13 protein-coding genes are annotated in these 12,132 nt (G+C 63.1%); 8 read left to right on the forward strand and 5 right to left on the reverse strand.

Translation table 11 applies throughout. The features are described 5' to 3' along the window. Nucleotides 1–95 precede the first annotated feature (95 nt). From U9J33_RS03110 to U9J33_RS03120, 3 genes are all read left to right on the forward strand, one after another. Nucleotides 96–1,205 (forward strand): helix-turn-helix transcriptional regulator, encoded by a 1,110-nt coding sequence (locus tag U9J33_RS03110; RefSeq protein ID WP_324697809.1) that lies wholly within the window; start codon nucleotides 96–98, stop codon nucleotides 1,203–1,205. Nucleotides 1,206–1,383: 178 nt separating this feature from the next. Then, nucleotides 1,384–1,845, forward strand: a complete 462-nt coding sequence (locus tag U9J33_RS03115; protein WP_324697811.1) for a hypothetical protein — start codon at nucleotides 1,384–1,386, stop codon at nucleotides 1,843–1,845. 200 nt (nucleotides 1,846–2,045) lie between these two features. Beyond that, on the forward strand, nucleotides 2,046–2,438 hold the full coding sequence (locus U9J33_RS03120; RefSeq protein ID WP_324697813.1) for a hypothetical protein: 393 nt from the start codon (nucleotides 2,046–2,048) through the stop codon (nucleotides 2,436–2,438). An 82-nt stretch (nucleotides 2,439–2,520) separates the two neighbouring features. Here the strand turns inward: U9J33_RS03120 and U9J33_RS03125 are convergent, their stop codons facing one another. The 3 genes from U9J33_RS03125 to U9J33_RS03135 all read right to left on the reverse strand — a co-directional run bounded on the left by U9J33_RS03125 (nucleotide 2,521) and on the right by U9J33_RS03135 (nucleotide 4,806). Next, nucleotides 2,521–3,039 carry a T6SS immunity protein Tdi1 domain-containing protein gene (locus tag U9J33_RS03125; protein ID WP_324697815.1) on the reverse strand — a complete coding sequence of 173 codons (519 nt, stop codon included), beginning with the start codon at nucleotides 3,037–3,039 and terminating at the stop codon, nucleotides 2,521–2,523. Between the two features lie 226 nt (nucleotides 3,040–3,265). After that, the gene (locus tag U9J33_RS03130) at nucleotides 3,266–3,742 is read right to left on the reverse strand and encodes a hypothetical protein (protein WP_324697817.1); all 477 of its coding nucleotides are present in this window, start codon (nucleotides 3,740–3,742) and stop codon (nucleotides 3,266–3,268) included. A gap of 62 nt (nucleotides 3,743–3,804) precedes the next feature. Beyond that, nucleotides 3,805–4,806 (reverse strand): hypothetical protein, encoded by a 1,002-nt coding sequence (locus U9J33_RS03135; RefSeq protein ID WP_324697820.1) that lies wholly within the window; start codon nucleotides 4,804–4,806, stop codon nucleotides 3,805–3,807. Between the two features lie 459 nt (nucleotides 4,807–5,265). Between U9J33_RS03135 and U9J33_RS03140 the strand changes: the two genes are divergently transcribed. Together U9J33_RS03140 and U9J33_RS03145 are read left to right on the forward strand one after the other, a co-directional pair. Beyond that, nucleotides 5,266–6,018 (forward strand): SDR family oxidoreductase, encoded by a 753-nt coding sequence (locus tag U9J33_RS03140; RefSeq protein ID WP_185998160.1) that lies wholly within the window; start codon nucleotides 5,266–5,268, stop codon nucleotides 6,016–6,018. A gap of 28 nt (nucleotides 6,019–6,046) precedes the next feature. Further along, nucleotides 6,047–6,850, forward strand: coding sequence for an SDR family NAD(P)-dependent oxidoreductase (locus tag U9J33_RS03145; protein ID WP_185998159.1), 804 nt, complete (start codon nucleotides 6,047–6,049; stop codon nucleotides 6,848–6,850). Between the two features lie 397 nt (nucleotides 6,851–7,247). On the opposite strand, the gene U9J33_RS03150 is transcribed toward U9J33_RS03145, so the two are convergent. Then, nucleotides 7,248–8,327 (reverse strand): aldo/keto reductase, encoded by a 1,080-nt coding sequence (locus U9J33_RS03150; RefSeq protein WP_324697824.1) that lies wholly within the window; start codon nucleotides 8,325–8,327, stop codon nucleotides 7,248–7,250. Nucleotides 8,328–8,459: 132 nt separating this feature from the next. Between U9J33_RS03150 and U9J33_RS03155 the strand changes: the two genes are divergently transcribed. The 3 genes from U9J33_RS03155 to U9J33_RS03165 all read left to right on the forward strand — a co-directional run bounded on the left by U9J33_RS03155 (nucleotide 8,460) and on the right by U9J33_RS03165 (nucleotide 11,062). Then, nucleotides 8,460–9,602: an aminotransferase class I/II-fold pyridoxal phosphate-dependent enzyme gene (locus U9J33_RS03155; RefSeq protein ID WP_324697826.1), complete on the forward strand. Its 1,143-nt coding sequence runs from the start codon at nucleotides 8,460–8,462 to the stop codon at nucleotides 9,600–9,602. Nucleotides 9,603–9,769: 167 nt separating this feature from the next. Beyond that, the gene (locus tag U9J33_RS03160) at nucleotides 9,770–10,486 is read left to right on the forward strand and encodes an alpha/beta hydrolase (RefSeq protein ID WP_054436901.1); all 717 of its coding nucleotides are present in this window, start codon (nucleotides 9,770–9,772) and stop codon (nucleotides 10,484–10,486) included. Nucleotides 10,487–10,621: 135 nt separating this feature from the next. Next, the gene (locus U9J33_RS03165) at nucleotides 10,622–11,062 is read left to right on the forward strand and encodes a hypothetical protein (RefSeq protein WP_231635819.1); all 441 of its coding nucleotides are present in this window, start codon (nucleotides 10,622–10,624) and stop codon (nucleotides 11,060–11,062) included. 397 nt (nucleotides 11,063–11,459) lie between these two features. Here the strand turns inward: U9J33_RS03165 and U9J33_RS03170 are convergent, their stop codons facing one another. Then, complete coding sequence (locus tag U9J33_RS03170; protein WP_132469852.1) at nucleotides 11,460–12,062, reverse strand: response regulator transcription factor; 603 nt, start codon at nucleotides 12,060–12,062, stop codon at nucleotides 11,460–11,462. Between the last annotated feature and the right edge of the window lie 70 nt (nucleotides 12,063–12,132).

Genomic DNA, 12,132 nt, shown 5'->3' on the forward strand with positions numbered 1-12,132 from the left:
CCGCCAGGGTGATGGTTCGGCGCCGCTCGTTGTTTCCGGGCACCGTTGTGAGGTAGCCCCCGGCCAAGGCAAATTCCCATTTGGGGATCACGAAAATGCTGCAAGGAGAGGACGCGGCGCTGCTGGTGCCGCTGATCGAGGGACTGGTGGAAGACCCGCCCTGGCGGCGCTTCCTCGATGCCCTGCGCACGCGGGTTGCGGCGGACTATGCCAGCCTCGTGTTCCGGCCCCTGCCGCAGGGCACGCCGGAGGCGCGGGTGATCCACCTCTATTCCGGCCAGCCTTCGCCGCCGCCGATCTCGCGGCTCTACCGCGAAAGCCTCTATCTTCGCGATCCCATGCCCTATCACGCAATGCAGGAGGGGCGGACTTACGCCCTGAACGAACTGCTGTGCTACGGCGACCCCGGCCACGATGCCTATCTCGACCAGCTGCTCGTTCCTTCGGGCATGAACCATATGCGGATGATCCGTTTCGCCGAACCGGGCGGGGTCAACGGCTGGATCACGATCACCCGGCGCTGCGGGGAGTTCGCCTCCGGGGTGGACCTGCTGCTCGAAGACCTCGCCCCGCACTTGCGCGCCGCGCTGGGCAGCTTCGTGGCGCTGGAGCGCGAACGCATGGGCGCGGAGATCGAGCGCGAGGCCGTGCGGCGGATGAACTTCGGCTGGGTCACGCTGGACGGGGAGGGCAAGGTGCTCGACGCTGACCGTCTCGGCGCGAAGATGCTGCAGGGGGCGGACGGGTTGACGCGCGGCCGGGACGGCCGGCTGGGCGCCCGCGATCCCCGCCTGCGGCGGCAGCTTGCCGAAGCGGTGGCCGAACTCGCGCAGGACCCGCAGGCTCGCCCCCGTGCACTGGTGCTCTGCCGCGAGCCATGGCTGGACCTGCTGCTCGTCCCTTCCGGTCGCCGCATGGGCACGACGCGGGCGGCGCCGGCGATCCTGTGCTATCTCCATGCCGATCACTGGTCCTCGGCCGACCGCTGCGGCCAGCTCGCGCAACTGTTCGACCTTACCGCCAGCGAAGCGCGGCTGGCGCTGGCCCTGAGCCGGGGACTGTCGATCGCCGAGGCGGGGCCGGAAGTGGGGCTGACGGTGGAATCCGCACGGACCTATTCAAAGCGCATCTACGCCAAGACCGGAGCGCGGGGGCAGGCGGATCTCGTCCGTTTCATCCATCGCAGCGTACTCGCGATTGCGTGAAGCAGGGGCGGAGGCTTCCGATGAAGCTGCCCTTCCGAAAGGCGCCCGTTTTCGCCATTCCGGGCGGGGAGCGCCGCGCTCGAAAGCCGTACGTTCGGTGCTCGCCGCTCGGGAAGAAATGCAGCCTGACCGGACACGCCCCATTGCAGACATTCTCCATTTGTTGCAGCCTTCCGCAATGCTCTCCGCGCTCTTAATCCTCGCTGCTGCTCCGGCTCATTCGTGTGACTTAGACAACATTACGTCTGCAAAGGCAGTTCACAACGCTCTTGCAAATCGAGCCGTTCAGCTTGTCGCCGCAGCACTGACGCCGACAAACGATAACGACGCTTCACAACTGTCACGCTTCGTCGATGACAACGCGCAATTTAGCCTTGGTGCAGGCGACGTTGGCAGACCTCTTGGAGCGGGTGCTGTCGGAGCAAAAGCATTAGCCTTAGCGATGAATGCAGATGGATTTAGGTTTTTCGGGTGGGATTACATGGACGGCCCGGCGGACGGATGCAGAGAGCAGACCGTGACAGTCGAGTTTACGAATGCGTCCGATCATTTGGTTTCACAAGTTCAGTTCAAGTTTGATCAGGGCCGTGTCCGCGAAGCGCAGGGATGGCAGCGCAGTTTCCAGAGTGGGGGATTGTAGCTAGCGCTTCCCGCCAAGAATGTCTGCTACCCACCCATGATTGCCTTTCCGGATCGCCGATCCCATTGTTGGTGGCGTAAAGCTGCCCGACCGTTTCCTGGCGGTGCAGATCCGCAGTGTAAGCGGCTATGAAGGGTGGGTTGGCGACAGTCAGCTTTTGCAGAATAAGGGTAGCAAGCAGACACAGTCAGAAGAGCACGATGGATAACAGCTTGCGCGATTTAGCGGTCCAACTTCGTAGTATGCAATCACCTGAAGCTGTCGATTGGCTGCTTACCCGTTATCCCTGTGAAAGTGAGAACTGGGGTGAAGCTTTGACGCTGATTGGCCATGCCTCTTTTTCAAAGGGAGATGCACGACGGCTTGCTGCGCATTATCTTCGCCGAGCCCCCTACGCATCTGATCGACCTTACCAAGTTTTCGCCAAATTGATTGGTTTCCGCAGTCTCCTCGGAATATTAGGCGAAGTGGTCCCTGCAAATCATCCTCGTCGTGATCTTCTTCTCTATCACTTAAAGCCGCTACTTGAGGCAGTGACGAGTGACAAAGATCGCGTTGCCGCGTCCGCTTTTGTTTCCGTCTCAGCACAGTAAGAAAGACCGCCATGGGGCGTGTCCGGAACGGCAGATTCCCGGTTAAATCCCTGAAAATCTGCCATTCCGCTTTGTCGGGTTCCTAGCCTGAGATAGATACGTCCCGTATCGTCGTTCCGACGGGCAGCCCTCGAACCCGCGCTAAGGTTTGGGCCGAGAGGGTCCAGTAAACGCTAAAGTCGATCAAGCTGAGGTTTGAAACATCATCTGTCCCGCCGAGATAGAGCGGCAGCTTGTAACCAATGCACTGATCGTAATTCGGGCGAGTGCCGCCTGCCTCTAACCACTGCTGGAAAAATGAATACGCCGCCGCTGCGTCAGGCTCGTTCGCTAGCTCGTCATCATGAAACACGGCCCGATTGACGGGTATCTCAAGTACTTCCCCTGTGCCCGGTTCGAGCATGAGAACCTGCGGAGCACCATCGACTATCCGCCGCTCGTCGGTCGCAAACTGGCGACCCAACCAGTCGGCTCCGAAGCATTCTATCCTGTCAGTGAAGTCGGGAAATGCTTCAATCGCGAGCGCAGTGAAGCGCGCAACGTCTTCTTGCCGATGAAGGCGGTACGCCCCGTCTAAATAACCCACGTCATTCGCCTCCAATTATCGACAAACTAGCGATAAGCCTAATGTCTGCAAAGTCGGCGTGTACGGTCAGGCTGCATTTCTTCGCGCGCGGCGAGAACCGGACAGGCCCCTATGGAACGCGACTCTCGGCGTCGGGAGGGGCCGAAATGGGTGGATTGCGGACATAGGCATAGCTGGCGTGCAAAGTCAGCAACGCGGCCAGATTTTGCCGCCCGTTTCGGACTCACGCGCGAGGCGCCGGTCATCTAACAACGACTGGCGGAGATGCATCAGGGCCCAAGGGAGGCGTGAAGTTCAGCGTCACCACTAGTCCAGCTTTTTGGAAATCATCGATGTAGGTGATCTCCGCCCTCGAGACATCGAAATAGGAAATGTGGGGTATGCTTCTCGCCCAGAAGTTTGTTCCAAACTCACCTACTAGTTCGAGCGTCGTGGGACGGCCGTAGGGTTGGCAGGATGGCAAGGGGGCCTGCCTGCCCGGCGGGTACTCAGCTTCGCTATGGCAAACAATCGAGTCGTTTTTGCCGGCGACGACGCCTTTGGTGGTGAAGTACAGCCGGCGTTTCGGCTCAAGCAATTGTGTATTCATGTCAGGATGAGCGGATGCAGAAATGTCGACTTTGGTGTTGGCAGGTAGCGCCAGCACGACGTACTGAGCATGCGCAGAACCATGCATAATGCTAAAAGATGCAAAAACAATTGCTATCAATCGTAGCATTTCAACCTCCGCGACATTTATTGTCAGAAAATATAATACATTTGTAAATTATTTTTAATAGATTATACTTTACTTATAATATCTCTGGACTCCTTCAATCCTGAGACAATGGGGGTCAAGTGAGTGATGGTTTCATTTATCGCCGAGTGTCGATTGATCTTTGAGTTCATGTCGGCTTCGAGAATGCGGCGCTTTTCATAAATCATTTCCTTTAGCGCCTCGCCCCCTCCCGTGGGAATAATTTCCGGCGCGCCGACGGGGCTGTATGTTTTGCCCGGGAATGAAGGCTTCCTTTCGTCTGCCGTTAAAATTTCCGGCTGTCGTTCCGACTCTACGTCCATCCAAACATACCCCCGCTCAAATCCGCCGCTGATCGAAGGTTGGGTCACTACGGTCCATGCATAGTTGTTCCCCGAATAAAGCTCGGGCTGAGTAATTCTCCCCTTCCACCAACAGATTTGAACGGTGGTGCCAAGGCATGGACGTACAAGATCCTCGATGGCGGCTCGCTCGAGTGTCCGCGTCAAGAGTGCTCGTCCAGGGCCGCTGGATGCTTCATCGGTTGCGAGCCCAGCGTCAAAAAACGCAAGCTTCCGATTTCGTGATGTTTTTAATTGGACCGCCCACGCTGGGTTATAGGCGGCCAATATTTTGTACCCTGCGGCTCGTGTGAGAAAGCTTGTCAATATAGTCCACGCGCTTGAGTACCCCCATTTGTTTTCGAGCAACCCTTCTTGCCCGGATAAAACTATGAGATATTCAGCCAGGCCTTCTAGCATTGCGGGACTGAGTTCAGTTTCTTGCGCCGTACTCAATATTTCCAACACTCCAGACCGCGCGCCCATTGCTCTTGATTCTTCGACATCTTTCATTATTTCGTCAAATTTGTTGGGAAGTCGGGATATTTCTTCTCTGATTAACCTGACCTCATCGAGCAAAAGGTCGAGCTTGCCGTTGATCTGATCCAGCTTATTGATGACGTCACCCATCCACTGGTTTTGCTGACGACTCGCTTCGCGCTCCGCTAAAGCTGTCACGACCTCTTTCGCAATCTCCCACCACATGTGTCGTGCTCCCTTCCGCACTCCAAACTTCACGAGAATAACATCGCTGGCTCATGCCGTTTTGCATTTTTTGGGAGTAGTTCTTTTGGAATGCCGATGTGATGTTGGAAGCTATTGTACTAAAGGCTTCGCCCTTTGAGTCTGCCACTTCCTTCCATTACCATGGCAGCTTCATCGCCATTCTCGCCAGAACCGGACAGTCGCTTCACGGCCCCTTCCTGTCATTTACGCTAAACCATCGGCTGGCTGAACGCGGGCAACCCTCCATCCCGAGATTTCTCCACGCGTCCCGGGCGGTCCTTGGGGGCGCCGTGTTTCCTGTGATTTGGATACATTTCCAGAACCTCGCAGCAGCGATTTGAACATATGTTCAGCATTTCCCGTTGACTTCGGGCCAGATGATCTCCAGCCAATGGATACGAAGCGGCCGCAAGGTGCCGCGCGGTGGAGTGGAGAAGGATGTCGGGCCAGCTTGCAGGAAAGGTCGCGCTCGTTACCGGCGCGTCGTCGGGGATCGGGGAGGCGGCGGCGCTTTGCATGGCAGAGGCTGGGGCCGCCGTGGTGGTCTGCGCCCGCCGGGCCGAACGGCTCGCCGGGCTGGTCTCCCGGATCGAGGCCGCAGGCGGCAGGGCGCTTGCCATCCCGGGTGACATGACCGTGGAAGAGGACGCGCGCGGCGCAGTGGAGAAGACGGTCGCGGCGTTCGGGCGGATCGATATCCTCGTCAACTCGGCCGGGATCATGGAAGCGGGCGGGATCGAGAATTGCGATACCGCGATCTACCGCCGGGTGATCGACATCAACCTGATGGGCACCGTCTACACCAGCGCCGCCGCCGTGCCGCACATGCTGGAGCAGGGCGTGGGCGATATCATCACCATCTCCTCGCTCGCGGGGCGCAAGGGCGGGCCGATGACCAGTGCCTATTCGGCCAGCAAGCACGCGGTCAATTTCATGACGGACGGGATGCGACAGGAACTGGGCGGCAGGAACATCCGCGTCACCACGCTGATGCCCGGCGCAACCGAGACGGAAGTGGCGGATTCGATCTCCGATCCGCAGTGGCGCAGCGCGATCAAGGCGCATGTCAGCAAGGACGGCGCGGTGAAGCCGCGCGATATCGGCGAGGCCGTGGTCTTCATCCTCGCCATGCCGCGCCGCACCAACATCTCGGAAATCACCATCCGCCCGACCATCGATACGAGTGCCTGAGAAATTCGGCGCCTGAGGGAGAACGATTATGGCTGGAAGGCTTCAGGATAAGGTCTGCATCGTCACCGGCGCGGCGTCCGGCATGGGCCGGGCGATGGCCGAACTGTTCCATGCCGAGGGGGCGAGGCTGGTGCTCGCCGATATCTCGGGCAGGCAGGACGAAGTGGCGGCCGCGCTCGGCGGCGACACGGTGGGCGTGCAGTGCGACGTTTCCGACGAGGCGCAAGTGGCGGCGATGATCGCGGCGGCGGAGGAGCGCTTCGGGCGGCTCGACGTGCTGTGCAACAATGCCGGGTTCGGCGGGCCGATGGCGCCGCTGCACACGCAGTCGCTGGAGACATGGGACCGGGTTCACGCCACCAATCTGCGCGGCACGTTCCTCGGCATGAAACACGGCATCACCTCGATGCTGAAGACCGGCGGCGGGGCGATCGTGAACACGAGTTCGGCCTCGGCGGTGATCGGGTGGAAGCATCACTCGGTCTACGGAGCGGCCAAGGCGGGTGTGAACCAGCTTACCAAGGTCGCCGCGCTGGACTATTCGGACCAGGGCATCCGCGTGAACGCGATCGCGCCGGGCACGATGTGGACCGGGCTGGTGGAAGCATCGCGCACCCATGCCGAACCGCCTGCCGAATTTCCGGTCCTTGCCGGGATCCCGATGGGCCGGTGGGGCTCGGCCAGGGACATTGCGCAGGCCGCGCTCTATCTCGCCAGCGACGAGGCGTCCTATGTGACCGGCGTGGTCCTGCCGGTGGATGGCGGCTACTGCATCGGCTTTTCGGGAATGGGCGCGGAGCGGCCCGGCATCGCCAGCGTCAATCCGGGCTGAGGCACCGTTCCGGTACTGGCGCGGCGCCGGCCCCCTTCAATCGCCTGATCTCGAAGAGATCACCCCCAGCCGATAATTTCCCCCCCGGGATTATCGAGCCCTTGGCGAGCGTGGGCCGGCGCCGCGATCCGGCCGTGCCGGATGGAAACCGTACAAAGCTGGCGGCAGTCCCCAAGGGAACGGGTTCGGCCAGGTGGGCCGGACTGCCGCCAAGTTATGCGAAGTGCCTGCCGAAAGGGCCTTGCCGTGGGGTCGCATCACGGTTCGGCTGGCTTGCGGCAGTGTCCTTGTCCCGGGCGTTGCCGCCTGCGATTCGGACGCGGCGGTTATGACAGCATCGCGCTCGGTCCGGTGTGAGGCAAATCACGCTTCGGCGCCCCGGCGGTGCGAAACGGGGTCAGTCGCGCCGCTCGACGGTTACCCCGCCGTTCATCATCGCCTCGGCGGGGCCGCTCAGCACGTCCATCGGGAAGACCCTGGGCACGCGGCTGGCCGCATCGAGCCGGGCAAGCTGCTCCTCGCCAAGATCGAGGGTGAGCGCGCCGAGGTTGTCCTCCAGCTGCGCGGGGGTGCGGGCGCCCAGCACCGGGGCATCCACGTCCGGGTTCGCCAGCAGCCAGGCCAGTGCGACTTGCGCGGGCGTGGCGCCGATCTCTTCCGCTACCTCCTGCACCGTGCGTGCGATGGCGAGGTTGCGATCCGACAGGCGCCCGGTCGCGGCATTGATCGCCTTGCGCGTGACGAGGTTTTCGCCCTGCGGCGGGGCAAGGTCGCTCGCGGTATATTTGCCCGTCAGCACGCCGCCGCCGAGCGGGGACCACGGGCACAGGCCCATGCCCATTTCCCGCGCCATCGGCACGAGTTCGCGCTCCACCGTGCGCTCGATCAGGCTTTGCTGGATCTGGAGCGCGCAGAACTGGCTCCAGCCCCGCAGTTCGGCGATCGCCTGCATCCGGCTGGCCTGCCAGGCCGGCGTGTCGGACAGGCCGATATAGAGCACCTTGCCGCTGCGAACGAGATCGTCGAAGGCGCGCAGCACTTCGTCCACCGGCGTGCGGAAGTCCCACATGTGGAGGTAGAGCAGGTCGATCCACCCGGTCTTCATGCGCCTGAGCGAGGCTTCGACCGAGCGCACCATGTTGCGCCGCGAATTGCCCGATGCATTGGGATCGCCAGGGCTCGTCGTCAGCGAATACTTGGTCGCCACCACCAGCCGTTCTCGCCGCGCGCCCATGAGCCGGCCGAGCAAGGTTTCCGAACCGCCCATCCCGCCGTAGAAGTCGGCCGTGTCGAGGAAATTGCCGCCCCGCTCCACATAGATATCGAGCATCCGCGCGGCGTCCTCGTCGGTAGAGCCCCAGGAGCCGGTCCCGCTTTCGCCGGAGCCCGCGCCGAAGGTCATCGTGCCGAGGCACAGCGGCGAGACGCGCAGGCCCGAGCGGCCGAGCAGGCGGTAATGATCGAGCTGGGTGGGCATCGGCGGGTCTCTCCTTCGGGATCGGCCTGCTTGTGACCGGCGGGGCGGGTTCGGGCCACTGTCCCGGCGCGGACATGCGGGCAGGGGCAAGCGGGATTGCCTGCCGGTTCCAGGCGGCCTAGCTACGCCGCCATGAAAGCTCCCGAGATCGCACAGGTAGACCCCTTCCACGCCATGGCCATCGGCCGCCTCGCCTACGAACTGGCGGGCGAGGGGCGCGACGTGATCCACATGGAATACGGCCAGCCTTCCACCGGCGCGCCCGCCGCCGCCATCGCCGCCGCGCACCGCGTGCTGGACAGCGATCCGGGCGGCTACTGGGAAAGCACCGCGCTGCTGGACCGCATCGCCCGCCATTACCGCGAGACTTACGGGGTGGAGGTCGACCGCGAGCAGGTGATCCTCACTTGCGGCGCCTCGCCCGCCTTCGTGCTGGCGCTCTCCAGCCTCTTCGTGCCCGGCGCCAGGGTGGCGCTGGCCCGGCCCGGCTACGTCGCCTACCGCAATACGCTCAAGACGCTCTACCTCGAACCGGTGGAGATGGCCTGCGGCCCGGCGGAGCGCTACCAGGTTACCGCCGCCGCGCTCGACGCGCTCGATCCCGCGCCGGACGGGTTGATCCTCGCCAGCCCGGCCAATCCCACCGGCACCGTGATCGCGCCCGAGGAACTGGCCGCCATTGCCGAAGTCTGCCGCCGCAAGAACATCCGCGTCGTCTCGGACGAGATCTACCACGGCCTCACGTACGAGGGCGCGGCGCAGTCCACCTTGCAGCATTTGCCCGATGCGGTGATCGTCAACAGCTTCTCCAAGTACTATTCGATGGCGGGCTGGCGGCTCGGCTGGCTGGTGGTGCCGCCCGAAGTGGTCGCCCCGGCGCGGGCGCGGATGAACAACCTGTTCCTCACCCCCTCGGTCCTGGCCCAGCACGCGGGCCTCATCGCCATGGACGAGACGGCGGAACTGGAAGGCCATGTCGAGAACTATGCCCGCAACCGCGAACTGCTGCTGGCCGCGCTGCCGAGCCTCGGGCTGGACCGGATCGCCCCGCCCGACGGCGCCTTCTACATCTATGCCGACATCGGCCACCTGACGAACGACAGTCTGGCCTTCTGCCAGCAATTGCTGCGCGACACCGGCGTGGCCACGGCGCCGGGGATCGACTTCGACCCCGTGGACGGCCACCGCTTCATCCGCTTCAGCTTCGCCGTTTCCACCGCGCTGGTGGAGGATGCCATCGCCCGCATGGTGCCCTGGTTCGCGGCGCGGGGGTGAGGACAAGGCGACAGCCCGGAGCCGGCCTCCCCGTCCGTTCAGGCTGAATCCTCACCCGGCAGGTTCCAATATGCCACCCGCTCATTCATCGCGCGGGCGAATATGCCGCGATTGACCGCCCGCCTGCCACGGCGCTTCCTTCGCCCAAACCAAGAGGGAGGGGAACGATGGCCATATTCGTGCTGGTCCATGGCGGCGGTCATGGCGGGTGGTGCTACAAGCCGGTGGCGCAGCGGCTGCGCGCGGCGGGCCACGAAGTCCACACCCCCACCCTCAGCGGGCTGGCCGATCGTGCCCATGTCCTGAGCGGCGCCATCGATCTTGATACCCATATCGACGACGTGGCCGGGCTGCTGGAGTACGAGGACCTGACCGATGCCATCCTCGTGGGCCACAGCTACGGCGGCATGGTCATCACCGGGGCGGCGGATCGCAAGCCCGCGCGGGTGGGCCACCGCGTCTATCTCGATGCGGCCTACCCGCGCGACGGGGAATCGCTTTATGAGCACGCCCATGAACAGATCCACATGGCGAAGCAGGGCCTGCACGATGTGAACGGCGTGGCCATGGTCATGGCGCCGATGCCCGGCTTTGCGGCGTTCTTCGGCGTGACCGACCCGCAGCTCGGCGCCTGGACCGACGCAAGGCTGACCGCGCAGCCGTGGAAGTGCTTCGAACAGAAGATCGCCTTCCGCAACGAGGCGGCGATGCGGGCGATCCCGGAAAGCCACCTGATCTGCACCTCCACCATTCCGGGCCGCGACATGGCGCTGCTGACCGAGCGTTCCGAAGGCCGGGTGTGGGATATCGACACCGGACACGACCTCATGCTGACCGAGCCTGACTGGGTGGCCGAGCGGCTGGAGGCGGTTGCGGCGGCCTGAGCGCGCTTCACGTTTCGCGGTGAGCCTGTCGCAACGCGGGACGAGGCGTGAAGTCGCGCGGAATGTGCGGATTGACAGCGCGCCGCTCATGGGGACTTTGGCGCATCACAGGCAGCAGCAATGGTGGCGAGTCCCTTGAACCAGGTCGTTTGCAGTACCGAAGTGTGGAACGCGCGGATGCGCGATTTCCTGCACGACTGCGCGGGAAGCGCACCCGTGGAAGAACCGGATCGCATTCGCGAGGCGATCCTGCTGCTCCTGCACGATCCCCATACCGGCGCGAAGCGGGACTTCGATCCGGCGGCGGTGGAAGCGATGCTGTCTTGCGGCGCGCCCGAAAGCGCGGTGCTGACGCTGATGGGCGGATGCGCCACTTTCATGCTGTCGCGCGGAACCAGCGGAACGTGCCTGGCCACGCTGGTCATGGCGGATGGTTCGGAAGAGATGATCTGCGAGGCGGCAACGCTCTCGCTGGCGCTGCTGGGGGCCTATGTCTCGATGCTGCTGGCGGATTCCGAACGGATCGAGAAGGAGGTGCCGCCAATCGGCCTTTCCGGCGGGATGCGCCTTCACTGACATTGCGAAGAGCGCGCGGCTGAACTGCACGGATGAGGCGGCACGGACGAGGCGACACGAATGAGGCGGCGCATCCGGCCGCGGCTCCGGGAAGCTGCGCGGTAACCGGATGCGCCGTCAGTTCTGGAGCCCGCTTCCGGGCCCGGTTCAGTCCGTTGGCGTTTCCCGCAAGGTGTCCGGCCGGGAGGGGATTTGCGGCCGGACGGGCAGGTCATGCGGGGCCGGCAGCTATCGGGTGGAGTGCGAGCCGGCCCGATTCTTCTGCCATGGCGCTGCCTAAGCATTGGTAGGATTGCGCCTAGGGGTTTTGGGCAGTTCCGGCAGGAGGTTGGGGGCAAACGATGCCGGCCCGCCGCCCGGCGCTATCAAGGTCCGGTCGGACCGGGGGCCGCGCCGGTCAATTCACCAGCGCGGCCTCGATCGCGATGCGGATTGCATCCGAGGTGTGATTGGCACCCAGCTTGTTGAGCATGTTGGCGCGGTGGATTTCCACCGTGCGCGGGCTGATGGACAGCTTTTCGCCGATCAGGCGGTTGGACAGGCCGCTGGCGACGCCGCCCAGCACTTCGCGTTCGCGGCGGGTCAGGCGGTCTATCCGGGCGCGGGCCATGACTTCGCGCAGCTTGGCATTGCCGACATGTTCCGCCCGTTCGATCGCGCGGGCCAGCGTGGCGTTCAGTTCGTCCGCCGCGATGGGCCATGCGATATAGTCGATCGCGCCATCGAGAATGGCTTCGACGATGCGGTTGGCGCTGGGTTGTTCGCTGAAGGCGATGATCGGGAACCATTCGCCGTGGCGGGCCATGTTCTCCACCAGATCGTCGATCGCGCCGGCCCCGTCATGGATCAGGATGACTCCCGAGCGCGGCCAGGAATGCGAAAGCTCGGAAATATTCTCGAACGGTTCGACGTGAATGTTTCCGACGGAAAGGGCATGACTGATCGCCGCCCTGCGACGCATGTCGTTGTCGATCAGGATGAGATTGGAAATACGCTCCACGGCAATTCTCCCTTTTCGGCATGTGCCTAGGGAGATATTCGCAGGCGTTGTTCAGTGCTTGCGGTACATG

Origin of the sequence: Novosphingobium sp. RL4 (assembly GCF_035658495.1) — a bacterium.
GTDB lineage: Bacteria > Pseudomonadota > Alphaproteobacteria > Sphingomonadales > Sphingomonadaceae > Novosphingobium.